Raw genomic sequence first — 23,828 nt, 5'->3', positions numbered from 1 at the left:
CAAGAAGCCGCCATGAATTTGACAACCTCCTCGCGGTATGACAAACACACAACCATTTCAGGTGAGGGATTGAACGTGGCAGACGAGCAAAGCTATCAGGCGTTGGCAGTGGACACCCTTGGCCAGCGGCTGGGGGGAGTGGAAGCGGTCGCCCGCCGCGTGGGTGGCGACCCGACACAGTGGCAGATCCGTGAAGTGGGCGATGGCAACCTCAATCTGGTATTCATCGTCACCGGCAGCACCGGTAGCGTGGTGGTCAAGCAGGCGCTGCCCTACGTGCGCATGGTCGGTGAGAGCTGGCCGCTGCCGCTCTATCGCGCCCATTTCGAATACTACGCCCTGATGCGCCAGGCCAAGCGTGCGCCTGGCGTGGCCCCAGAGGTGTACCATTTCGACAAGCCCCAGGCACTGATCGTGATGGAGTACCTTCACCCGCACGTGATTTTGCGGCGCAAGCTGATCAGCGGCGAGCGGGTGGCTCGGCTAGGGGAGGCCATCGGTGAGTTCTGCGCCCGCACGGCGTTTCGCGGCTCGGAGCTTTCCATGGCCAGCCCAGAGAAAAAAGCCGATGTGGGCCTGTTCTCGGGCAACGTCGCGATCCCCGCGATTACCGAATCACTGGTGTTCACCGACCCCTACTACGGCGCCGAGATGAACCGCCATACGCCCGAGCTCTCGCCCGTGGTGGACGCACTACGCCGCAATGCGCCTTTGAAAGCCAAAGTGCAGCGGCTGTTGATGAAGTTCACCGCCAACACCGAAACCATGCTGCACGGTGACTTGCACTCCGGCTCCATCATGGCCACCGACACCAGCGTGCGGGTCATCGACCCCGAGTTTTCCCAGTATGGCCCCCTGGCGTTCGACCTGGGCATGGCCGTGGCCAATTTCTTCATGGCCTACTTCAGCCAGCCAGCCCACCGCCAGGCAGACGAGCTGGAAGCGTATCAAGCCTGGATTCTCTCGGTGATCAGCGACTGCTTTACCCGCTTCGATGAGGAGTTTCGTCACCTCTGGCAAACCGAGCGGACCGGTATTCTGTTCCCCAGGTCGCTATTCGAAGAGCAGGGCAACAGCGCCGACGACGCCTGCGATGCCCTGCTGGATGAGATTCGTGAAGATGCGCTGGCCTACTGCGGCATCGAAATGCATCGCCGCGTACTCTCGCTGGCCCACAACGCCGATTTCGAAGAGATCGAAGACACCGCCCTGCGCGCCGAGTTGGAAGCACGCAACGTGCTGATGGGCCAAACGCTGATCATGGAACCGCAAGCCTACCGAGACCTCGACGCGCTGACGGAACTCGCCAAAACGTTCAATCAGAAAGCGGTGTTGTAAGCGTTTTCCCATTGCTTCAGTGGCACCTTCGGCACCGCTGTGCGGTGCTTCGCGGGTGCGCTATCGCTTACGCCGCGCTACGGGTGCCCATCTTGAGCTTGGAGAAACGCCGTAGCGCGGCGTAACGAATCTTGCTCGGTACGAGCAAATGAGGCACCCGCGGGGGCGGCGGTAGCCGCCTGGGTGGGCCGCTGCGGAGGATCAACGCTCGGTGGCATCTTCGGCACCGCTGTGCGGTGCTTCGCGGGTGCGCTCCGCTTACGCCGCGCTACGGGTGCCCATCTTGAGCTTGGAGAAACGCCGTAGCGCGGCGTAACGAATCTTGCTCGGCACGAGCAAATGAGGCACCCGCGAGGGCGGCGATAGCCGCCTGGATAGGGCTGCTGTGGAGGATCAACGCTCGGTGGCATCTTCGGCACCGCTGTGTGGTGCTTCGCGGGTGCGCTCCGCTTACGCCGCGCTACGGTTTATCCTTCACCCGTCACCCTTCACCCTTCATCGCTCAAAGCTGATCCAAACGATCGAATTTTCCGGCGATGTCGCTTTCGGTCCAGTGGGGGACCCAGCCTTCCACGTTGTCGAAGAAGCGCAGCGCGGTGAATTCCGGCTCGGGGCCCATATCGAACCAGTGCGGGGTGTTGGCGGGCACGCTGATCAGGTCGTTGCGGGTGCAGAGCACCTGGTAGACCTTGTCGTCGATGTGCAGGCAGAACAGCCCCTGGCCTTTGACGAAGAAGCGAACTTCGTCTTCATGGTGGCGGTGCTCGTTCAGGAACTTCTGGCGCATCGCTTCCTTGTCCGGGTGGGTGGGCACCATGTGCAGCACGTCGACGGTCTGGTAGCCACCCTTGGCTTTGACCCGGTCGATATCTTCCTGATAGAGCGCCAGGATCTCTTCCTGGGTGGCATCGTCGGCAATCTCGCCCGGCGCTGCCCAGCGTTCGAACAGAACGCCCACGCGGTTCAGTTCGGCGGCGATTTGCGCGCCGTCTGTGGTATCCAGAAGCGCATCGTTAGGGTTTTGATCGGCAAAGACTTTCAGTTGTGACATCAATGACTCCTGAAATAAATGGTCAACCGTTGCCGCTAGACGGCAATCTCGTCGAAGCGTGCGACGCAGGCGTGGTGTGTTCCCGGCTGGGTGCCTTCACGTACCAGCTGCCGGGTTTGCATACCTGCCTGTTCAGCGGCATCCAGCTCTTCGACGACATCTGACAAGAACAGCACCGATGCGGGCGGCAGGTCAAGGGTGTCGAGGATACGCTGATAAGAGGCGGCTTCGCGCTTATGGCCAACATGGGTGTCGAAGTAGCCGCTGAACAGCGGGGTCAAATCCCCCTCGTCACTGTAGCCAAACAGCAGCTTCTGCGCCTGCACCGAGCCGGACGAATACACGTACAGCGCCTTGCCCTCTGCCTGCCACTGGCGCAGCGCCGGAGCCACATCGGCGTATAAGTGGCCGGTGAAGTCGCCACGCTGGTAGCCGTCGGCCCATACCATGCCCTGCAGGGCTTTCAGCGGCGTCACTTTCTGGTCGGTATCGATCCAGTGCAGCAGCGTCGCAATCACCGCTTCCAGCGTGGCCTCAGGGGCCTGCATGTCGCTGCGCACGGCGTCGATTTGCTCGGTCACGGCAGGCGTGGCTGCGTTCTCGCGCAGAAAATCAGGCAGCTTGGCGTAGGCGTAAGGAAACAGCACTTTATGAACGAAATTGATATCGGTGGTGGTGCCTTCGATATCGGTCACGATAGCGCGAACGGTTGATTGGCTCATTGGGACCACCGGCTCTCTTCCAGTACACAGGCAAGTAAGAATTCGATGGCTTCCAGGTGGCGGCGGCAGCTGGCAATGCTGTCGCCCACGGCGTAGATGCCGTGTCCCGCCACGAGAAAGCCCCAAGGCATTGGCCAGCCCTGGCGAACGTGCCTGGCCAGCTCCTCCATGTCCTGGGAGTTGGGCACCACCGGCAGGCGAATCGTTGCATCATGCGTCACGTTACCCGCCAACGCCTTTTGCATCTCGAAACCGCTCAGTTCGATGCCGTCGGGAAAGCGTCGCGACAGCACGGTGCTGGCCACGGTGTGGGTGTGCAGCACGCAGTGAATGCTCGGGTCTAGCCGGTACAGCGCGGCGTGCAGGTCGCTTTCGGCGCTGGGTTTGCCGCTACCTTCCAGCACGCGGCCTTCCAGGTCGCAGAACAGCAGGTCATCGGCCTGGATGCGGGTTTTATCCCGCCCGGATGCCGTGACCCAGTAACCAGCCTCGGTACGCGCGGAAAAATTGCCGCCGGTGGCGGGGGTCCAGCCTTGCTGCGCTGCCCAGCCAATGGCGTCCAGCAGTTCGGTGTGTAAGGTAGTCATAGGGCCTGCATCGTCTCATCCAATGGGCATCATTCTATATGATAAGCTTCGCGCCTGATAAGCCGCGCGCCGAGTTCACCGGTTCAAGACCTCAAGGAGCCCTTCATGGTTACGTTACAGTCACGCAGTTTACGAGTGCATGCCGACGCCCTCGAATACCTGGACCAGACCCGGCTCCCCCAGGCCGAAGAGTGGGTGCGCTGCGACTCTCCCGAGGCGTGGCAGCACGCCGTCAAGCATCTTGCCATTCGCGGGGCGCCGTTGATTGGCTTGAGCGCGGCGTTCGTACTGGCCCAGTATGCGGCTCGCCATCCGCAAAGTGAGTGGCAGTGGGTGAGTGATCGCTTGCGGGCGACGCGCCCCACGGCGGTGAACCTGATGTACTGCCTGGACGCCATGGAAGCCTGCTTTGCCCAAGGCGCGCACGCCCTGGCCGAGCGTGCCCAAGCGCTGTTCGAAGAGGACCGCGCGCTGTGTCAGCGCATGGCCGAGCGGGGCGCTGACCTGTTGGCCTCCGGCGACCGGGTGCTGACCCACTGCAACACCGGCGCGCTGGCCACGGCGGGCGTAGGCACCGCGATCGGCGCGCTGGCCATCGCCAAACAGCGCGGCGTGGCGCTGCAGGTCTACGTGGATGAAACCCGTCCGCTGCTCCAGGGCGGCCGTTTGACCGCCTGGGAAATGGCCGATTTAGGCATTCCCTACCAGCTGATCACCGACAGCATGGCGGCCAGCCTGATGGCGGCGGGCAAGGTGGATAAGGTGATGGTGGGGGCGGATCGCATCTGCGCCAACGGCGACTTTGCGAACAAAGTGGGCACTTACATGCTGGCGGTGGCGGCACACTACCATCAGGTACCGTTCTACGTGGTGGCCCCCTACACCACGGTCGACCCCGCCTGCGCGACCGGCGCGGCGATTCCCATCGAGCAGCGCGATGGCGCGGAGGTGCGCGGTGCCGCCGGCGCGTTTGGCGAGGTGGTGTGGGCGCCCAGCGATGCACCAGTGTGGAACCCGGCGTTTGATGTAACCCCGGCCTCACTGGTCACCGCCTGGATTCTGGATACCGGCGTGTTCGACGCCGCCGCTATTGCCCAGGGCGAGCATCTGCGAGGATGGCGTTAACGTTCCGGCAGGCTCATTCCAGCAGCGTCAGCTCGTACACATGGCGAATTCGCTGGCCGTCCCAATCGTACCCGAGATGACGGCCTTGCCGAGTGGCGGAGAGTACCGGGGGCCTTAGCACGGCCGCGCACTGGCCGCCGGGGTCGCGAACGCTGGGGTACACGATGCCATCTGCCTGTTGATCCCAGGCGTTTCTACCCAGAGCTTGCCCGGCAGACCAGCTATCTGGGGCGAGCAGGGGCGCTGCGTCGCGGTGGCCCCGCAAGTCAATCAGTTGGCCCATCACATCGGAGAGATAGACGCGCTGCTGCAGCATCATGGGCGGCTCGTTGGACTCTGCCATGAAGCGCTCTGCGTGGTACAGGGTTTCCGCAATGGCGGTGGCTTCGGTGAGTGCGCAGTAGTAGGCACCAAAGGTGCCATCGCTGAACCGCGAACCGGAGGCAGAGAAATGGCAAAACGCCGCCATGACGGGAGACCAGCCTGGCCCATAACGGCGGTCGCCGTCGCGCACTAGGTGAATCGCGCCCGCCTCTTCACGAAGCCTGGCAGAGGTCTCGCCTTCCAGTTCGTTGAGCAAATCCCAGTCGTCCGTGTGGCTGTTGACGCCTTCGAACAGGTCGATCGGTGGGAAACGTGAAGGGATAACGCGATAGCTTGGCCGCCATGTGACGTTGCTGAGCGGGAAGTTCATACATGGCCCCCTCCACGTGCGGCATCCAGGTGCTGGCGAACGACATAGAGGTCGGAAACGTGACCACTCAACAGGCGCTCCATGGGCGTGTGGCCAGCAAACAGGGGATTGCTGTTGGCTCGTTTTAGCCAGCTATCGGCGGCCTCCTGGTTGGGGAGCAGGATATGCAGCGCCTTGTAGATGCCCAGAATCAGCGACATGCGCTCAAGATGGTTGGCATCCAGGCGGGCTTGCTCGGGGGCTTGCTTCCAGCGTCGGTAAGTCGAGTCGGGCACGCCGAGTAACAAGGCGGCTTCGCTCTCTTTCAGGCCCCAGTGGCGGGATATGTTGGGATACGTGCGCATGGCAGCAGCTCCCATGTCGCGGCGCTTGGTAGCGGTGTTGTGCTGAATGGCCATATCGCGTCTCCTCTCTTGTATAGAGAGTACACCAATTGAGCGGTTTTATAAAAAAAGCGCTCAATTGGTGGCGACTAACGTCGGGCAGCCATGGAAGCCCGTACGCAATGCAGTATCGGATAATCCACACGCCCCTCCAGCGCCTCGAACACCACTTTCAGCCCCTGGCCTGGAAACTGCTCGAAGGCGGCGTGAATCTGCGCCAGGGTCGCCGGGTCCAGGTTGACCACCTCTTCCAGGGCCAGTTCGCCGCCTTGAATGGCATCGCTCAAATGGCGGTAGACCGTGTTGGCGGCCAGCCCGCGCTGCTCGGCGACTTGTTCGGGGGTTAGCCCCTGGCGCAGCAGCGTGGCGGATTCCATGGCGCTATTGCCGATGTCGGTAGGCGCTTCGGGCTCATTGGGGTGCGCCAGTACCACTGCCAGAAATCCTTCGCCGTAATCGGCCAGCTTGCGCGCGCCGATGCCCGAGATGGCGCCCAGCGCCTGCAGCGTTTGCGGTTTTTGCGCTACCAGCTCGGCCAGGGTGGCGTCGTTGAAGATCACGTAGGCGGGTACGCCCTGGGCATCGGCTAGCGCTTTGCGATGCTGGCGCAGCGCTTCCCACAGTACGCCATGGCCCTTGGCGGCGGATGCCCCTTTGGCTCCGCGCCGCGCAGGCTTGCTGGGTTTGCGCAGGGTGAGACTTTGCTCGCCGCGCAGTATGGGCCTGGCGTTGGCGGTGAGCTTGATCGCGCCATGGCCCTCCATGTCCACGCTCAGATAGCCGCTGGCGATCAGCTGACGAAACAGCGCTTTCCACTCGCTGGCGGTGAGCTCCTGGCCGATGCCGAAGGTGCTCAGGCTGTCGTGGCCAAAGCGGCTGATACGCTCGTTGCGCTTGCCGAGCAGCACCTCCACCAGATAAGTGACGCCAAAGCGCTGTTCGGTGCGGTAGACACACGACAGCGCCTTCTGCGCGGCCACGGTGGCCTCCCAGGTGTCAGGCGGGGTGAGGCAGTTATCGCAGTTGCCGCAGGGTTCGTCTAGCGAATCGCCAAAGTAGTGGAGCAGCGCCTGACGGCGGCAGCTGATGATCTCGCAGAGCCCCAGCATGGCATCGAGCTTCTGTTGTTCGATGCGCTTCTGCTGGTCGGCGGCATTGGAGTCCTGCTGCATCTGGCGCAGGGTGATCACGTCCTGAAGGCCGTAGGCCATCCAGGCATCGGCGGGCAGCCCGTCGCGTCCGGCGCGGCCGGTCTCCTGGTAGTAGGCTTCGATGCTTTTGGGCAGATTGAGGTGCGCCACGAAGCGTACGTCGGGTTTGTCGATGCCCATGCCGAAGGCAATGGTGGCGACGATCACCACGCCATCTTCGCGCAGAAAACGGGTTTGATGCTGCTGGCGCTGCTCGGCGGGCAGCCCGGCATGGTAGGGCAGCGCGGTGAGCCCCTGACGCGCCAGCCAGGCGGCGGTTTCTTCCACCTTGCGGCGAGAGAGGCAGTAGACGATGCCCGCTTCGCCGTCGTGGTGCTCGCGTATGAAACTCAGCAGCTGCTCTTTGGCATTGCCCTGATTTTCTGCGATGTGGTAGCGAATATTGGGGCGGTCGAAGCCGTTGTTGTAGAGCGCGGCTTCCTGAAGCTGAAGATGCTCCATGATGTCGTGCCGGGTGGGCACGTCGGCGGTGGCGGTGAGCGCGATGCGCGGCACGTCGGGAAAGCGCTGATGCAGGTGGGAGAGCTGGCGATACTCGGGGCGGAAATCGTGCCCCCACTGGGAAACGCAGTGGGCCTCGTCAATGGCGAACAGCGCAATACGCGTCTGTTCCAGCAGCATCTGCATGCGCGCCGTGGCCAGCCGCTCGGGCGCGATGTAGAGCAGGTCCAGCTCGCCTGCGCGCAGGCGGTTCTCCACCTCCATCGCCTCATGCATCTCAAGGCTGGAGTTGAGGTAGGCGGCGCGCACCCCGTTCTGGATCAGCGCGGCCACCTGGTCCTGCATCAGCGCGATGAGCGGCGAGACCACGATGGCGGTGCCAGAGCGCAGCAGCGCCGGGATCTGATAGCACAGCGATTTGCCGCCGCCGGTGGGCATCAGCACCAGCGCGTCTCCGCCGCCCGTCACGTGCTCGATGATGGCCTGCTGGGGGCCACGAAAGCGCTCAAAGCCAAAAACTTCTTGCAGTACCTTGAGGGCTGCCGGGTCGCCGTGCATCGCTGCTCTCCTTGTCGTGTGCGTGAAGGAGAATTGTCGCACGAAAACCCGAGTGAGTTGGGTTAGCGAATCCCCGCACGTAAAAACGACTGCACGAACTGGCGCTGGAACAGCAGAAAAGCCACCAGCAGCGGCGCAATACTCAGCAGCGTGGCAGCGCTGACGGTGGCCCAGTTGACGCCGGTTTCTGGCGCGGAGAACACGCCCAATCCTACCGTCAGCGGGCGGCTCTCCACGGAGTTGGTCACCACCAGTGGCCACAGGAAGTTGTTCCAGTGGTGGCTGATCGACACCAGCCCGTAGGCCAGATAGGTGGGCTTGGCCAGCGGCACGTAGACCTTCCACAGGATTTCCAGCCAGCCACAGCCCTCGATACGGGCGGCGTCCTCCAGCTCTCGGGGGATGGTCTTGAAGGTCTGACGCAGCAGGAAAATGCCGAAGGCGCTGGCCACGTAGGGCAGGCCAATGCCGGTGATGGTATTGATCAGCCCCAGCTCGCTGGCGATACGGTAGTTTTCGACGATCAGCACTTCGGGAAACACGAACAGCTGAATCAGTACCAGCATGAACAGCAGATTCTTGCCGGGGATCGGAAAGCGGGCAAAGGCAAAGGCGGCCAGCGTGCAGACCACGAACTGGGCCAGTACCACGCCGGTCACCAGCGCGAAGGTGTTCAGGTAGTAACGCGCAAAGGGGGCCTGGGCCCAGGCGTTCGTGAAGTTGTCCAGCGTCAAAGGCGCCAGCAGATCGAAACGTACCATGTAGGCGGGCGGGTGAATCGCGGCCCACACCGCGTAAAGCAGCGGAAAGATCCAGATCACGGCCAGCAGCCAGGCCGCCAGGGTTTCCAGGCGGGGCAGCGCCAGGGTGCGCCGTGGCGACACCGGAAAAGAGAAGGTACTCATTGGTAGTGCGTCCTGCGGTCCAGAATCGTGAACTTCAGCGTGGCCACCACCGCCAACACCAGCAGAATGACCACGGTGATGGTGGCCGCCATGGTGCGGTCGAAGAACGAAAAGGCGTTCTCGTAGACGTAATAAAGCAGCAGGTTGGTGGCGTTATTGGGCCCGCCCTTGGTCAGAATGAACAGGTGGTCGACCACCCGCACCGCATTGATCAGCGCGTTGATCAGTACGAACAGCGTGGTGGGCATCAGCAGGGGAAACGTCACTCGCCAAAAGAAGCTCCAGCGGCTCGTTCCTTCCAGGTCAGCGGCTTCCTTGAGCTCCGGGGGGATGGCCTGTAGCGCGGCCAGGTAGAAGATCATGAAAAAGCCCGCTTCTTTCCACACCGACATGACGATGACCGACCCCAGTGCCACGCCGGGGTCGCCCAGCCAGTTCACCCCGGCAAATCCCAGGGCGCCGAGCAGCTTGTTGAATAGCCCTATCTGCGGGGCGTAGAAAAACATCCAGATATTGGCGGCGGCGATCATGGGCAGAATGGTGGGCGTGAAATAGGCCATGCGTACCAGCCCGCGCCCGGGCAGGCGGGCATTGACCAGCAGCGCCATGCCCAGTGCCAGCGCCGTGGAAGTGGGAACCGTGCCCAGCGCGTACAGCAGGTTGTTGCGGGCGACTTTCCAGAACGTCGGGTCGTCCATCAGCACGCGATAGTTGTCGAGCCCGACGAAGGCGGCGGGCTCGCCGCGAAAGCCGGGCAGAAAAAGGCTGTTGATCACGGTGGTGACCGTGGGCAAGTAGGCAAACGCAGTGAGCAGCAGTGCCGCGGGCAGAAGCAGCAGGGCGCCGTAAAGCTGCATCGTTCGATGGGCGTTCAGGTTCATGGGGCCGCCGTGATGAGAAAAAGCCGGGGCGAACCCCGGCGAGCATGGAAACGTCCGCCTATCGGCGCTTACCGGGCATAGCGGCGCAGCGCCGCATCGGCCTCACGCTGGGCCTGGCTCAGCGCGTCGGCAGGGCTCATTTGCCCTGTCAGTGCGGCTTGCACGGCGTTATCCAGGGCTCGGCGCACGCGGCCACCCTGGTAGGTAGAGAGTTCGGCAGTGCCGTGTTCGAGCTGGTCCCGAGCCACGGCGGCAGGGGCGAACTCTTCCACGTAATGCTGCAATGCTTCGGTGTCATAGGCGGCGGGGCTGACGCCCATGTAGCCGGTTTCGATGGACCAGGCGGCGGCACGCTCGGGGGCGGTCATCCAGCGGATGAAGGTCATCGCTGCGCGCTGCTCCTCTTCACTGGCATCCTCGAAGATGTAGAAGTTGCCGCCACCGGTGGGGCTGCCGCGCTGGGTCTTCATGGGCAGCATGGCGACGCCAAACTCGAAATTGGCCTCGTTGCGTACCGCGGTCAGGTTACCCGTGGTGTGCCACATCATGGCGGTGGACTGCTCGAGGAAGTTCTGGCGCAGGGTACCCCACTCGATGGTGCCACTGGGCATGGCGTCATGCTCGGTGGCCAGCGACACCCAGTATTCGAGGGCTTCGATGGCGGCCGGGTCGTCAAAATAGACCTCGGTGCCATCGTCGTTCATCAGACGATGGCCGTTCTGGAAGGCAAAGGCCTGGAACATCCAGTAGGGGTAGCCGGTGGACGGTACCATCACGCCCCACTGCTCACCATTCGAGGCTTCGCGCACGGCTGCGGCCATCTGGGCCATCTCTTCCCAGTTTTCCGGCGGCGTTTCCGGGTCCAGGCCAGCGGCTGCAAAGGCGTCCTTGTTCCAGAACAGCACGATGGTGGAGCGCTGGAAGGGAATGCCGTAGGTCTTGCCATCCAACTGACCGTTCTCCATCAGGCCGGGGTAGAAGCCATCCAGCCACGCTTGCTCTTCCTCGGTGTCGATGAGGTCATCAAAGGCCACGATGGCGTTCTGCTCGATCAGCTCGTACAGATCGATGGAGAACAGCACCGAGAGCTGAGGCGCATCCCCTGCTTCCATGGCGGACATGGCGCGCACGCGGGTGTCGTCGTAGTTGCCTGCGTAGATGGCTTCCACGTTGATGTCCGGATATTCGCTTTCGAATTCAGCCACCAGGCCATCGATCACGTCGGTCAGTGCGCCCCCCACCGACACCGGGTAGTACATCGTCAAATCGATGGTATCCGCCTGAACCTGAGCGGCGCCCAGTGCGCTGGCAAGCAGGGCGCCGGACATCAAGGGATGAGAAACTCGCATGGCTGACTCCTCGAAGAGTGGGTGATGTCGCAAGGGTTGTGGGGTGGTGAGCAAACTCAGTGCTGAAAAGAGCCCACCGTCGGCGGGCGCGGAATGGTGCGATACGGCGTGAGTTCCAGCGCCGACAGGTCGTCCCGGCGTGCGCCGGAGGGGGCGAACAGGTGAGCCTTGTCTGCCGACCAGAAAAGCCGACAGGGCTGGCCCGTCAGGCTGTGTTTGCCGCCCAGCCGCACACGCAGGGTGTGCTCCCCGACGCTCACATGGGCAATGGTGTCGGCGCCCAGATACTCTTCGCTTTCCACCTGGCCGGGCAGGCCAGCCGCCGAGGCCTCGCGCAGTTCGATATCCTCGGGGCGAATGCCCAACTGGCCGCCTGCCGCGGGCAACGGGGCAACGGGGGTGGTGGGTTCGCCTTCGATCACCGCTCCCTGTGCCCCGGCCACCAGCGGCAGCAGGTTCATGGCCGGGCTGCCGATGAAGCTGGCCGCGAAGGCGCTGGCGGGCTGGTTATAAAGCTCGTCGGGTGTGCCGTCCTGCACGATATGTCCTTGTTGCATCAAGATCACACGGTCTCCCATGCTCATGGCCTCTACCTGGTCGTGAGTGACGTAAACCACCGTCATATCGAGTCGTGATTGCAGGGCTTTGATCTCCCTGCGCATATCGCTGCGCAGCCGCGCATCCAGGTTGGACAGCGGCTCATCCATCAAACAGATGGGGTGTTCGGAAATGATGGCGCGCGCCAACGCCACCCGCTGGCGCTGGCCGCCGGAAAGCTGTGCCGGTTTGCGGTGCAGGTAATCCGTCAGGTCCACCAGCTCGGCCACCTGGGCCAGACGCTGCTGCCGTTCTGCCTTCGCTACCTTGCGGCTGCGCAGGCCAAAGACGATGTTGTCGGCCACGCTCAAGTGCGGAAATAGCGCATAGGACTGAAACACCATGCTCAGCCCACGGTCGCCGGGCGGCAGGTGGGTCACGTCCCGTTCGCCGATATGGATGCGGCCACTGCTGGCGTCGTCCAGCCCCGCCAGCATGCGCAGGGTGGTGGATTTTCCACAGCCTGACGGCCCCAGCAGAATGACGAACTGCCCGGGCTGGATATCGAAGGAAATGTCGTTGACTGCCGTGGTCGCGCCCCAGTGCTTGGAGACGCCTGCCAGGCGAATGCGCGATTGGTTCATGGCTCTCATCCGTCATGCGTGGCGACGATCTAGAGTGAGAGCAAGGTGTTGCGTTTGTATGACGCCTGGATGTCAGGTTGATGTCGTGAGGCGGTCACGGGGTGATCTTGATGCCGTAACGCTGCAGGCGGCGCACGACGCTGGATTGGCTGATGCCCAAACGTTTGGCGATGGCATACGTGCTGGGCAGAGTGCTGCACAGTTGGCCCAAGGTCTCGCGCTCGATGCGCGCCAGGTACTCCTTCAGGCTTTCGTCCTGTTGCAGAGACGCTGCTGGGGACGTCAGCCACGCGGTGGGTAGCGGTGTTTCGGGTGGCTCAGAGGCCGAAGGTGCCGCGGGCGCTTCGATCTGGTCGCCGGGGCTTGAGAGCCAGGCTCTTTCCAGCCAGTTTTCCAGCTCCCGCACGTTGCCGGGCCAGTCGCTGCCCATCAGCGTCGACCAGGCCGGGTTACTGATGATTTTTTGGCGGCCATAGCGGTGGTTCAGCCGGGTCAGGCAGGCTTCCACCAGCACGGGAATATCTTCGCGACGCTCGCGCAGCGGGGGCAGCGTGATGGGGATGACGTTCAGACGATAGTAGAGGTCCAGCCTGAACAGGCCGGTTTCGACCCGTTTGGCCAAGTCCTGATTGGTCGCCACGACCAGCCGGAAGTTGACGCGACGAGCCCGCGTGTCGCCCAACCGGGTCAGGCTGCCATCCTGAATCACTTTCAGCAGTTTGGTCTGCATCAGCAGCGGCAGCTCGCCAATTTCATCCAGAAAGAGCGTGCCCCCTTCGGCCTGCTCCAGCAGTCCGGCCTTGCCTTGCCGCGCGGCACCGCTGAAGGCGCCGGGCTGGTAGCCGAACATTTCCGACTCGAACAGGTTTTCCGGGATCGCCGCGCAGTTGACCTCGATGAACGGGCCATGATGGCGCTCGCTCCAGCGGTGGAGCTGCTTGGCAAAGGCCGTCTTGCCCACGCCGGACTCCCCCAGCATCAGCACGTTGGCATCCGATGGCGCCACGCGCTTGAGCAACAGGGCGATTTCCCGCATCACATGGCTTCTGACCTGAAGGTGGTCCAGCGCATCATCCAGCGCTTGCTCTTCGGCATCGGGGGCGGCCTGGCTGCGTTTCAAGTGTTCACTAAAACGTTTTTGCAGCAGAGCGTATTCGTCCTGCAGCAGCTGAAGGTCGGTCAAATCCCGTGAGCGGCTGACAATGCGCTCCAGCTTGCCGTTGACGAACACGGGGTAGGCTTCGGCAATGACGCGGCGGCCCGTGCCGGTGATTTGCATTAGCTGAGCGGGCTGGCGAGTGCGGATGACTTCCATGGTGATGGACGGTTTCAGAACACCGGCGGCCTGGAGCTGTTGAACGCTGCTGGAAAGCAGCTCCTCCCGTGATACGCCGTATACCGCCTCGGCGCCGGGGCTGATATCCATAATCTGACCGTCGCCGCTGACGATAAAGAAGTGGTCATTGGCGGTTTCCACGATGGTTTGCAGTACGCGCCTGTCGATTTCACTCATGCGTCCCTCCTTATCTACCATCTACCGCAGCCGCTTTTGTATCGTTGGATGAACAGGGCAATGCAAATATGACTCATTGATTCATTTTTGCATCGTTTCATTGGCATTGCGATTCATTTTTGCATCGATGGGACGGTAAACCTCCCTATTTATCAGCGCAGGTGACTTGGCATGGTCTGTGCAGTGGTCTGTGTATTGATCTGTGCATCAATGATGCATGAGCGATATGAGCTGGATAAATCGCTGAAGCGCCAGGCCCGTCAGGCTGGCCACAATAAATCCAAGGAGAGAACGATGTCGGAATTCAATCAGCCGCTGGGCGGCAACACCATGCCGCGCTTTGCAGGCCCTGCCACCATGATGCGCCTGCCCACGCAACAGAGCGCAGCAGGGTTGGACGCGGCGTTCATCGGCATTCCCATGGATATCGGCACCTCCAATCGCCCGGGTACCCGCCTGGGGCCACGCCAGATTCGCGATGAGTCGCGCATGTTGCGCCCCTACAACATGGCCACGGGGGCGGCTCCCTTCGAGCGGCTTCAGGTCGCCGATATCGGTGACGTGCCCATCAACACCTTTCACCTGCCGAAAAGCGTCGACATCATCACCGCCTTCTACGACGACGTGCTGAAGCACGACTGCATTCCTCTGACGCTGGGGGGCGAGCACACGCTGACGCTGCCGATTCTACGCGCCATGGCCAAAAAGCACGGCCCGGTGGGCTTGATTCATATCGATGCCCATGCGGATGTGAACGAGCACATGTTCGGTGAGCCCATTGCCCATGGCACGCCGTTCCGCCGTGCCCAGGAGGAAGGGCTGCTGGCCCGTGACAAGGTCGTGCAAATCGGCCTGCGTGGAACCGGCTATGCCCCGGAAGATTTCGACTGGTGCCGCGAGCAGGGTTTCCGCGTAGTGCCCGCCGAAGAGTGCTGGTACCGCTCGCTGGCCCCACTGATGGCTGAAGTGCGTGAGCAAATGGGCGATACCCCGGTGTACATCAGTTTCGACATCGATGGTCTGGACCCTTCGGTCGCCCCCGGTACCGGCACGGTGGAAATGGGCGGGCTGACCTCTGCCCAAGGGCTGGAAATCGTGCGCGGTGCCGCTGGCTTGAACATCGTGGGCGGGGATCTGGTCGAGGTGTCGCCGCCGTACGACCCCAGCGGCAACACGGCGCTGATGGGCGCCACGCTGCTGTATGAAATGCTCTGCGTACTGCCCGCAGCGCAACGCCGCCCGTAAGCGCTGCCTGCAAAAGTGCCCTGCACCAAGCGCCGACCTGACAAGGCGCGGATGACAATACACAGGAAGGGGAGTGGTGCTCCCCTTCAGGACGCCGCCAGCCCACCTCCAATAATCACATCCAATAGGTGAACCGTATGTCACACTCTAAAGCGACGCCGGAAGCATCCGCTTCGTCCACGTCGATACCCCGCGCGCATCTGCTGAAGTTTCTGATTCCTTCGCTGATCGGCGTGCTGCTGTTTCTGATCCCTTTTCAGTTTGGTGAGACCGTCAATATCGGCATGGGGCTGATGGCCGATGGCCTGCAGACCCTGCTGGGTGGGGCGCTGCCTTCCATTGCGCTAGGCGTGCTGTGCGTTTCCGTGATGGTGACACTGTACGTCAAGCTGGCAAAGCCTGCCTGGGCACGGCAAGGCCACTTCAAGGAGATGTTCGATGTGGGCCCCGTATGGATTGCCATGCGCGTTCTGGGGGCCGTCTTCGTCATCATGACCTTTTTTCAGGTCGGCCCTGAGTTCGTGACGGCGTCCTTTACCGGCGGCGTGATGCTGAACGACCTGGCACCGGTGCTGCTGACGTTCTTCTTTTTCGCTGCGCTGCTGCTGCCGTTTCTGGTCGAGTTTGGTTTCATGGAGTTCATTGGCACCATGGTGCGTAAGCCGTTTCGCGTCATCTTCAACTTGCCGGGTCGCAGTGCCATCGATGCTACCGCTTCCTGGATGGGTTCGGGCACGGTGGGCGTGCTGATCACCTCGCAGCAGTACGAACAGGGCTTTTACAACGGCCGTGAAGCCTCGGTCATTGCCACCAACTTTTCGGTAGCGTCGATTGCGTTCAGTCTGCTGGTGGTCAATTTCGTCAATCTCAATCACCTGTTCATACCGTTCTACTTTACCGTCGTCGTATCCGGGTTGATCGCGGCGGTGATCGTGTCGCGTATCCCGCCGCTGTCGCGTAAATCCGATGACTACCACGAGCCGGTGGGCTGCCAGCTGAGCGAAGAGCGCACTGACAACGTGGGGTTGCTGCGTTACAGCCTGCTGCAGGCCACCCGCCGTGCGGCGGGCGCACCCGGGCCAAAAGCGCTGGCCCGGCTGGCGCTGCTCAACGTCATCGACATCTTCCTGACGCTGTTGCCGCTGGTATTCGCGATTGGCACCGTGGCACTGATTCTGGCCGAGTTCACGCCGCTGTTTACCTGGCTCTCGTACCCCATGGTGCCGGTGCTGGAGCTGCTGCGCATTCCTGAAGCCCAAGCGGCTGCGCCTGCTACGCTGGTAGGTTTCGCGGACATGTTCCTGCCTGCGGTGCTGGCTACCAACATCGAAAGCGAGCTGACCCGCTTCGTGATTGCCTGCCTTTCCATGACCCAGTTGGTCTATATGTCCGAGATCGGTGCGCTGCTGCTCAAGTCGAAGATTCCCATCAAGTTCTGGGAACTGGCCGTGGTGTTCCTGCTGCGTACGGCCATTACGCTGCCGATCATTGCCTTCATGGCCCACACGTTTTTCTTCTAAGGGGCGATGCATGAACGAGTCGAAGACGATGTCCTGCGCCGACCTGTTGATCCACCTGCTGCGCGATACCTACGGCGTGCGAGCGCTGTTTGGCATTCCCGGCGTGCATACCGTGGAGCTGTACCGTGGCCTGGAGGGTAGCGAGGTGGCGCACATCACCCCGCGCCATGAGCAGGGCGCGGGGTTCATGGCCGATGGTTATGCCCGCGCCAGTGGCCAGCCCGGTGTTTGCCTGATCATCACAGGGCCGGGGATGACCAATATGGCCACCGCCATGGGCCAAGCCCTGGCGGACTCCATCCCCATGCTGGTGATCTCCAGCGTCAATCGTCGCGATACGCTGGGCCTGGGCCAAGGGAGGCTGCACGAACTGCCCAGCCAACAGCAGATGATCAGCGGCGTGGCGCGGTTCAGCCACACCCTGCTGGATGCCAGCACGCTGCCGGAGGTACTTGCCCGCGCCTTTGCCGTGTTCAACGGTGCTCGCCCAGGCCCGGTGCACATCGAAATACCCATCGATCTGTTCAATGCACCCGTACCCGTGCCGACCAGTTGGCAAGCGCCAACGCTATACCGAGCGGCCCCCGACCCGGAAGGCGTGGCCGAAGCGGCTCGCCTGCTCCAGGCGGCGAAGCAGCCCCTGGTGCTGTTGGGAGGTGGCTGTGTGTCATCGCCAGAAGCCGCGCGAGCGCTGGTTGGGCAGCTGGATGCGCCCACGGTGACGACCATCAACGCCAAGGGGCTGCTGGGGCGTGATCACCCGCTGGACCTGGGGGCCAATGCCGCGCTGCCTGCCGTCAGGGAGCTGGCTGCCAGTGCCGATGTGATTCTGGCCATAGGCACCGAGCTGGGCGAAACCGACTATGACGTCGTTTTCGACGACGGTTTTCACCTCAACGGCACGCTGATTCGAATCGACCTGGACCCCGAGCAGCTGGTGCGCAATCAGCGCACCACGCTTGGTTTGGTGGGTGATGCCGGGCGCAGTTTGGAGCTTCTGCTTGAGCACTTTTCAGCGCCGCTGAAACGTCAGGGCGCCGAGCGAACGGCCGCTGCGCTAAACGCATTGGATTTGGTCAATGATCCTGCGTTTCGCGATTTCGTACCGCTTTATGCCGCGCTGGCCGACCACCTGCCTGAGGCCATCCTGGTCGGCGATTCCACCGCGCCGGTGTATGCCGGTAACCATCTGGTCAGCCAGCTTGCGCCCAGGCGCTACTTCAACGCCTCTACCGGCTACGGCACCTTGGGCTATGGGCTGCCTGCGGCACTAGGAGCACAGCTAGCCCGGCCTGATCTCCCCGTCGTTGCGCTGGTGGGAGACGGCGGGGTGATGTTTACGCTCTCGGAGCTTGCCACTGCGGTGGAAGCCCGCCTGCCAGTGGTCATCGTGCTATGGCACAACGCCGGTTATGAAGAGATCCGCCGCTACATGGATGCCAACGGCGTGGCCCGCCTGGGGGTCGATATTCAAGCGCCCAATTTTCTCACCTTGGCCGAAGGCTTCGGCTGCCCCGGCATGCTGGTAGAGAGCCCCGACGAGCTTTCCAAAGCGCTTGCTCAGCGCGTGACCAGCGGCCCGCTACTGATTGAAATCGACGCCGCTGCCTGGCAGCGGGCGTGCTCACTTCCCGACTAGGACGTTCCCATGCAGACTCTCGACCAGCAGTTCATCAATAATCAATGGGTCGCCTCGGCGGGCACTCGCCTGCTCGATGTGATGAACCCTTACCGCGAAGAGCGGATTGCGCGAGTGACCGGTGGCGATGCGGCAGACGTCGATGCGGCGGTGGCCGCTGCCCGGCAGGCACAGCCCGAGTGGCAGGCGTTGGGCGGGGCGGCACGGGCCGAGTATCTGACCAGGTTGGCCGAGGCGCTACAGGCACGGCGTGAGGCCTTGATGCAGCTGTCGGCGACCAACAACGGCAAACCGCTGGCCGAGGCAGGGATCGATCTGGACGATGCGATTGCCTGTTACCGCTATTACGCCGCCCAGGCCAAAGCGCTGGATGCGCGCCAAGGAGAGCGCGTCAGTCTCGAAATGGAAGGCGTAGAAGCCCGCACCTACCATGACCCTGTCGGCGTCGTGGGGCTGATTGCGCCCTGGAACTTCCCGCTGGTGACCAGCGCCTGGAAACTGGCGCCCGCGCTGGCCGCAGGCTGTACGGTGGTGTTCAAACCCTCGGAAGTCACCCCGCTGCCCGAGCGGGTGCTGGCAGAGATCGCGCTGGACATTGGCCTGCCCGCAGGCGTACTGAATCTGCTCAATGGCGACGGTGAAGGCATTGGCGCGCCGCTCACTCACCATGCAGGTGTGGATAAAATCTCCTTTACCGGCAGTAACCGCGTTGGCGAGGCCGTTATGCAGGCCGCCAGCGCGCGCACTGCGAGCGTATCGCTGGAGCTGGGCGGCAAATCCCCCATTCTGGTGATGGACGATGCCGACCCCGCCCAGGCCGCTGACTGGGTGATGGCGGGTATCTACTTCAACGCCGGGCAGATTTGCTCTGCCACCTCGCGACTGCTGGTGCACGAAGACGTTGCCGAGGCGCTCTACGCGGCGCTGGCCGAGCGCATGGACGCGCTGACGTTGGGTGACCCGCTCGCTGAAGGCACTGACCTGGGGCCGTTGACCACCGCCAGACAGCGCGATGCCGTACAGCGCTATCTCGATCTTGCCGAGCAGGAAGGGCTGACGGTGGTGCGCGATGGGCGGCATTGCACGCTACCCACCCAAGGCTATTTTCTGGCACCCACGCTTTACCGCGATGTGCCGGTAGAGAGCCGTCTGTGGAAAGAAGAGATCTTCGGCCCCGTGCTTTGCGGTCGCAGCGTGGCAAGTGAGGCCGAAGCCATTCGGCTTGCCAATGACAGTGACTTTGGCCTCGCCGCCACGGTGATCAGCGGCAACCCGGAGTGCGCAAAGCGGATTGGCCGCCAGCTGAAAGCGGGCAGTATCTGGTACAACAGCGAGCAGCTCGTGCTGCCCGAAACCGCCTGGGGCGGGTTCAAGCGCAGCGGTATTGGTCGCGAGCTGGGACCTTGGGGGTTGAGCGCCTACCTGGAGGTGAAGCATGTGGTTGGCCCGGCGTAAGTCGCCGGGCCAACGCTTACGTCTGGTGGCGCAAAATGGTCGGCGCAGACCACTGCTGACACACGGGCATGACTTCCAGGCGGGTGATATTGACGTGGGCAGGCAGGGAAGCCACATGCAGCGCCTGCGCGGCCACGTCTTCTGGCTGGAGCGGCTGGGTGCCTTCGTAGTAGCGGTCTGCGACGCCCTGGTCGCCCTTCATGCGCACCAGGGTGAACTCGCTGGCCGTCATGCCGGGGGCCAGGTCCGTGACGCGAATGCCCAACGGGCCCACGTCACAGCGCAGGTTATAGCTGAACTGCTCCACGAAGGCCTTGGTGGCGCCGTAAACATGGCCGCCCGGGTAGGGCGTGTTGGCGGCAATGGAGCCCAGGTTGATGATCGTGGCCCCTGGGGTGGAAGCGCTCAGCAGCGGCAGCAGGTGCTTGGTGACGTTGACCAGCCCCTTGATATTGGTGTCGATCATGCGATGCCAGTCTTCCAGCGATGCTTGCGGCGCCGGGTCCTTGCCCAGCGCCAGCCCGGCATTGTTGATCAGCGTATGCACTCGCTGAAAGCGCTCGGGCAAGGCCGCCACGACTTCGGCCACCGCCTCGGCGTCGCTGACGTCCAAAGCCGCCGTATGGGTAGGCACGCGCCGTTCGAAGGTGGCCTGCAGCTGCGCCAGGCGGTCCTGGCGCCGCCCGGTCAATACCAGTGCCCAGCCCGCGTCGGCAAAAAGATGCGCGCATGCCAGCCCGATGCCGGACGTCGCACCGGTGATGAACACGACCTGCTCGGTTTCGTGCATGGAGAATACTCCCACATTGAATTGTCATGGAACCTTTCGGGGTAGCGCCATTGGGTATCGAACCCGAGCCCTTGAGTATCCATCTTTAGTCGCAGCCTTTCGCAGCGTCCCGGAAAAAGTGCCGCTATGGGGGACATTGCAGCCATCGTCATTGACGAAGCCTGCCTTCTCGAACGCCGATTTGAGCCGTTTGGCGGCTTGTTTCAAGATCGAAGCAGTACCACACCCAATAACGACAACCGTAGAGAGCCTTCCCATGCGGAAACAACTGCTTGCCACGCTGGCGACCCTGGGCATGCTGACGACAGCACCGTTCGTTCTGGCTAACCCGATCGAAATCCAAGTCAACAACACCATGAGCGAAGGCGGTTCCGAAAGCGCCGCCGTGGAGCGCTTTGCGGAGTACCTGGAAGAGCAGGCGCCGGGCCGCTTCAACGTTCGCCCTTTCCTGGCGGGCTCGCTGGGAGGCGAGGATGCCATTCTGGAATTGCTCAACCTGGGGCAGACCCAGCTTTCCATTACCGGCGGGAACTGGCGCCAGCAGTATGCGCCTGAGTACGACGCCATTACCGTGCCATTCGTGTTTGCCACCTGGGAAGAGGTGGATGCGTACATGGAGAGCCCCTCTGGGCAGGCGTTGATCGCGCAGGCCGAAAGCCAGGGCGGGCTCAAGTACTTCGGCACCCAGCATCGTGGGCCGCGCCACATGACCGCCAACAAGGCCATCGAAACCCCTGAAGACCTGCGCGGTTTCCGCATGCGCCTACCTTCGTTGCCGGTGTGGCTGGCGGTATGGGAAGAGATAGGTGCCCAGGTGGTCAACGTGCCTGCTCCGGAGATCTACCTGGCCATGCAGACGCGCCAGGTAGACGGCCATGAAAACTCGCTCTCTTCGCCATATACCCGGCGCTTATGGGAAGTGCAGGACCACATCATTCTGACCAGCCACGTGCAGTTCCCGTGGAACTGGGTGGCCAGTTCGCGGTGGTGGAACGGCCTGGAAGAAGACGATCAAGCGCTGATCGAAGAGGCCATTCACGTGGCGCGAGCCCATGGCTCCGAGCGTGAGCGCGAGCTGGACGAGTACTACCTCGGCGCGCTGGAAGAGCAGGGCATGACCATCATCGAACCGGATATCGAGGCGTTCAGAACCGCTGCGTTGCCTGCCATCGAGCGGGTCATGGCCGATATGGCCGATGGCGTGAGCGAGGACGCCCTCGGGCATCAGGGCGAATGACGCGCTAGCGCCAACGCGTTGGGTTCAGCCACGGGGGTGCCCGACACCCCCGTGGCCGTGGATTGCGAGATCACCTCAGGAAATGATCGATGAATGCTCCCTCGGAAGAGAAAGCGGCACCCGTGCAGGGGCTGGATAGGGCCGCCCAAAGTTTGCTGCGTGTCATTACGAGCCTGTGCGATGTGGTGGGCGTGACCTTGATGGTGGCCATTCTGGTGCTGCTGGTGGCCGCCGTGGTGGCTCGTGACCTGCTGGGGCTGGGAATGCCCTGGACAGAAGAAGTCGCGTCGCTGCTGGCCATTTATGCAATTGGTTTTGGCTCCATTTCGGCGTGGGTGCGTAGTGAGCATCTGGTCGTGGACCTGTTCAGTCACCGGCTCTCCAACGTGGGCAGGCATCTTCAGTATCGCTTGACGGCCATGATCTCCTGCGGATTTTTCGTGCTGGCGGCCTGGGGCGCCTGGATCATGTCCGACATGAGTGCCAACAACAAGACCGTATCGCTGAGTATCAGCTTCAGTTTTCTCTATTACGGCGTATTGCTCAGTTTCTCGGGCATGGCGCTGATCGCCGCGTGGCAGACCCTGCGTGGCCCCGTGGCCTGGTTGGAAGCGCCCCATGAAGAGGAGCCCGCGCAGCCATGATGGAATTGCTCGTATTCGTAGGGGGCTTGCTGGCCCTGATGGCCATTGGATTGCCCGTGGTGGTGGCCATTGGCGTGACCTCGTTCATTGCCCTGGCGGTAACCGGGGTGGGGGGCCTGCCGGTGGAGCTGCTGCCGTTGCGCATGGTGCAAACCCTCAACAACTTCACGCTGCTGGCTATCCCGCTGTTCATTCTGGCGGCCAACATCATGAACGTGGGCTCCACGACCACCCGTATCTTCGACTTCGCCACGGCGCTGGTGGGATTCACCAAAGGTGGGCTGGGGCATGCCAATGTCGTGGCCAGCTCGATTTTTGCCACCATGTCGGGTACCGCAGTCGCCGATGCCGCCGGGCTTGGCAGCATCGAAATCAAGGCCATGAAGGAGCGCGGCTACGAGCTGGGCTATTCCACTGGCATTACGGCGGCCTCCAGCGTCATCGGCCCTATCCTGCCGCCCAGCATTGCGCTGGTGGTGTATGGCTGGTTGGCCAATGTCAGTATCGGTGGGCTGTTTATGGCGGGGTTGCTGCCGGGCATCCTGATGGCACTGTTACTGATGGGCATGACGGTGGTGCTAGGCATGACTGGCCGGGTAGTGATGCCAACGCCGACCGCGTTCGATGCCTGCGAAGTCGTGCGCACGGGCAAACGGGCCATCCTGCCTCTGATGATGCCCGCCATTATCGTGGGCGGTATTTGGGGAGGCTTTTTCACCCCCACGGAAGCGGGTGCGATTGCCTCGCTGTACGCGGTGATCCTGGGCGGGGTGATCTACCGTGACCTGAACGGGCGGGATTTATTCCTGGCGTTTCGTAGAACCCTGATGTTTAGCGCGGTCATTCTGCTGATCATCGCGGTATCGAGCTTCTACGGCTGGATTCTGGTCCGCATGGGTATCCCCCAGGCGCTGGCAGGCCAGGTCGCCAGCATCGATATGCCCACCATCGTGCTGCTGCTCTGTTTTGCGCTGTTTTTCCTGCTGATCGGCTGCTTCATGTCGGTGATCGAGAGCATCCTGATTTTCACGCCCATCGTCGTACCGGCCGCCCTCAGCGCGGGGTTGGACCCCGTTCACTTCGGTATCGTGATGGTCATCACGCTCTCGGTGGGCGTCATCACGCCGCCCTTCGGCACGGTACTGTTCCTGATGGTCGGGATTACCCGGTTGAGGTACGGCCAGGTGGTCAAAGCCGTATTGCCGTTCCTGCTGCCCATTCTGGCCACGATCCTGCTGTTGATCGCCGTGCCTGGACTGGCGACCTGGCTGCCGAGCATGATGGGGTATTGAGTAGACAATTAGGCCATACCGCCTAAGTGTGTAAATAATTAAAACTGGCAGAACAGCTCCTCCAGTA

21 protein-coding genes are annotated in these 23,828 nt (G+C 62.4%); 9 read left to right on the top strand and 12 right to left on the bottom strand.

The genetic code is table 11. The features are described 5' to 3' along the window. Positions 1-75: 75 nt before the first annotated feature. A complete protein-coding gene (mtnK, locus tag FEU76_RS04270) occupies positions 76-1,338 on the top strand; it encodes an S-methyl-5-thioribose kinase (RefSeq protein ID WP_144980658.1) in 1,263 nt (420 codons plus the stop codon). Between the two features lie 502 nt (positions 1,339-1,840). Here the strand turns inward: mtnK and FEU76_RS04265 are convergent. The 3 genes from FEU76_RS04265 to mtnB are packed head-to-tail and all read right to left on the bottom strand — an operon-like array spanning position 1,841 to position 3,698. Next, entirely contained in the window at positions 1,841-2,389 is a 549-nt protein-coding gene (locus FEU76_RS04265) for a 1,2-dihydroxy-3-keto-5-methylthiopentene dioxygenase (RefSeq protein WP_039175169.1), read from the bottom strand. Positions 2,390-2,424: 35 nt separating this feature from the next. Further along, entirely contained in the window at positions 2,425-3,111 is a 687-nt protein-coding gene (gene mtnC, locus FEU76_RS04260) for an acireductone synthase (protein ID WP_144980655.1), read from the bottom strand. Next, the gene (mtnB, locus tag FEU76_RS04255; protein ID WP_144980652.1) at positions 3,108-3,698 is read right to left on the bottom strand and encodes a methylthioribulose 1-phosphate dehydratase; all 591 of its coding nucleotides are present in this window, start codon (positions 3,696-3,698) and stop codon (positions 3,108-3,110) included. The genes mtnC and mtnB overlap by 4 nt, the downstream gene beginning before the upstream one ends. Before the next feature lie 105 nt (positions 3,699-3,803). Here mtnB and mtnA point away from each other — a divergent pair, with 105 nt between their 5' ends. After that, entirely contained in the window at positions 3,804-4,823 is a 1,020-nt protein-coding gene (gene mtnA, locus FEU76_RS04250) for an S-methyl-5-thioribose-1-phosphate isomerase (protein ID WP_144980649.1), read from the top strand. 13 nt (positions 4,824-4,836) lie between these two features. On the opposite strand, the gene FEU76_RS04245 is transcribed toward mtnA, so the two are convergent. From FEU76_RS04245 to FEU76_RS04210, 8 genes are all read right to left on the bottom strand, one after another. Continuing rightward, a complete protein-coding gene (locus tag FEU76_RS04245; protein WP_096922050.1) occupies positions 4,837-5,517 on the bottom strand; it encodes an RES family NAD+ phosphorylase in 681 nt (226 codons plus the stop codon). After that, on the bottom strand, positions 5,514-5,915 hold the full coding sequence (locus tag FEU76_RS04240; protein ID WP_144980646.1) for an MbcA/ParS/Xre antitoxin family protein: 402 nt from the start codon (positions 5,913-5,915) through the stop codon (positions 5,514-5,516). The genes FEU76_RS04245 and FEU76_RS04240 overlap by 4 nt, the downstream gene beginning before the upstream one ends. 74 nt (positions 5,916-5,989) lie before the next feature. Next, on the bottom strand, positions 5,990-8,110 hold the full coding sequence (recQ, locus tag FEU76_RS04235) for a DNA helicase RecQ (RefSeq protein WP_144980643.1): 2,121 nt from the start codon (positions 8,108-8,110) through the stop codon (positions 5,990-5,992). A gap of 62 nt (positions 8,111-8,172) precedes the next feature. Next, complete coding sequence (locus FEU76_RS04230) at positions 8,173-9,015, bottom strand: carbohydrate ABC transporter permease (protein ID WP_144980640.1); 843 nt, start codon at positions 9,013-9,015, stop codon at positions 8,173-8,175. Then, on the bottom strand, positions 9,012-9,896 hold the full coding sequence (locus FEU76_RS04225) for a carbohydrate ABC transporter permease (RefSeq protein ID WP_039175176.1): 885 nt from the start codon (positions 9,894-9,896) through the stop codon (positions 9,012-9,014). Before FEU76_RS04225 ends, FEU76_RS04230 begins: the two co-directional genes overlap by 4 nt. A 68-nt stretch (positions 9,897-9,964) precedes the next feature. Then, entirely contained in the window at positions 9,965-11,224 is a 1,260-nt protein-coding gene (locus FEU76_RS04220) for an ABC transporter substrate-binding protein (protein ID WP_446718799.1), read from the bottom strand. 77 nt (positions 11,225-11,301) lie between these two features. Next, a complete protein-coding gene (locus FEU76_RS04215; protein ID WP_144980635.1) occupies positions 11,302-12,426 on the bottom strand; it encodes an ABC transporter ATP-binding protein in 1,125 nt (374 codons plus the stop codon). A 94-nt stretch (positions 12,427-12,520) separates the two neighbouring features. Further along, entirely contained in the window at positions 12,521-13,939 is a 1,419-nt protein-coding gene (locus tag FEU76_RS04210) for a sigma-54 interaction domain-containing protein (protein WP_144980633.1), read from the bottom strand. A gap of 294 nt (positions 13,940-14,233) precedes the next feature. Between FEU76_RS04210 and speB the strand changes: the two genes are divergently transcribed. From speB to FEU76_RS04190, 4 genes are all read left to right on the top strand, one after another. Continuing rightward, positions 14,234-15,184, top strand: a complete 951-nt coding sequence (gene speB, locus FEU76_RS04205) for an agmatinase (protein WP_096923396.1) — start codon at positions 14,234-14,236, stop codon at positions 15,182-15,184. Between the two features lie 137 nt (positions 15,185-15,321). After that, positions 15,322-16,704, top strand: a complete 1,383-nt coding sequence (locus FEU76_RS04200; RefSeq protein WP_144980630.1) for a YjiH family protein — start codon at positions 15,322-15,324, stop codon at positions 16,702-16,704. 10 nt (positions 16,705-16,714) lie between these two features. Next, on the top strand, positions 16,715-18,343 hold the full coding sequence (locus tag FEU76_RS04195) for a 5-guanidino-2-oxopentanoate decarboxylase (protein ID WP_222114780.1): 1,629 nt from the start codon (positions 16,715-16,717) through the stop codon (positions 18,341-18,343). Positions 18,344-18,352: 9 nt separating this feature from the next. Further along, positions 18,353-19,798, top strand: coding sequence for an aldehyde dehydrogenase family protein (locus tag FEU76_RS04190; protein ID WP_144980627.1), 1,446 nt, complete (start codon positions 18,353-18,355; stop codon positions 19,796-19,798). Positions 19,799-19,814: 16 nt separating this feature from the next. Here the strand turns inward: FEU76_RS04190 and FEU76_RS04185 are convergent, their stop codons facing one another. After that, a complete protein-coding gene (locus tag FEU76_RS04185) occupies positions 19,815-20,588 on the bottom strand; it encodes an SDR family NAD(P)-dependent oxidoreductase (protein WP_144980624.1) in 774 nt (257 codons plus the stop codon). Between the two features lie 256 nt (positions 20,589-20,844). Here FEU76_RS04185 and FEU76_RS04180 point away from each other — a divergent pair, with 256 nt between their 5' ends. The 3 genes from FEU76_RS04180 (at position 20,845) to FEU76_RS04170 (ending at position 23,761) form a co-directional block, all read left to right on the top strand. After that, positions 20,845-21,825: a TRAP transporter substrate-binding protein gene (locus FEU76_RS04180; protein WP_039175185.1), complete on the top strand. Its 981-nt coding sequence runs from the start codon at positions 20,845-20,847 to the stop codon at positions 21,823-21,825. Positions 21,826-21,914: 89 nt separating this feature from the next. After that, a complete protein-coding gene (locus FEU76_RS04175; protein WP_144980621.1) occupies positions 21,915-22,469 on the top strand; it encodes a TRAP transporter small permease in 555 nt (184 codons plus the stop codon). Then, positions 22,466-23,761 carry a TRAP transporter large permease gene (locus FEU76_RS04170; RefSeq protein ID WP_144980618.1) on the top strand — a complete coding sequence of 432 codons (1,296 nt, stop codon included), beginning with the start codon at positions 22,466-22,468 and terminating at the stop codon, positions 23,759-23,761. Before FEU76_RS04175 ends, FEU76_RS04170 begins: the two co-directional genes overlap by 4 nt. Positions 23,762-23,828: the final 67 nt, after the last annotated feature.

It is taken from the genome of Halomonas sp. C22 (assembly GCF_007655045.1).
In the GTDB taxonomy this organism is placed as follows: domain Bacteria; phylum Pseudomonadota; class Gammaproteobacteria; order Pseudomonadales; family Halomonadaceae; genus Vreelandella; species Vreelandella hamiltonii.
This window is presented reverse-complemented; position numbering and strand designations above follow the sequence as displayed.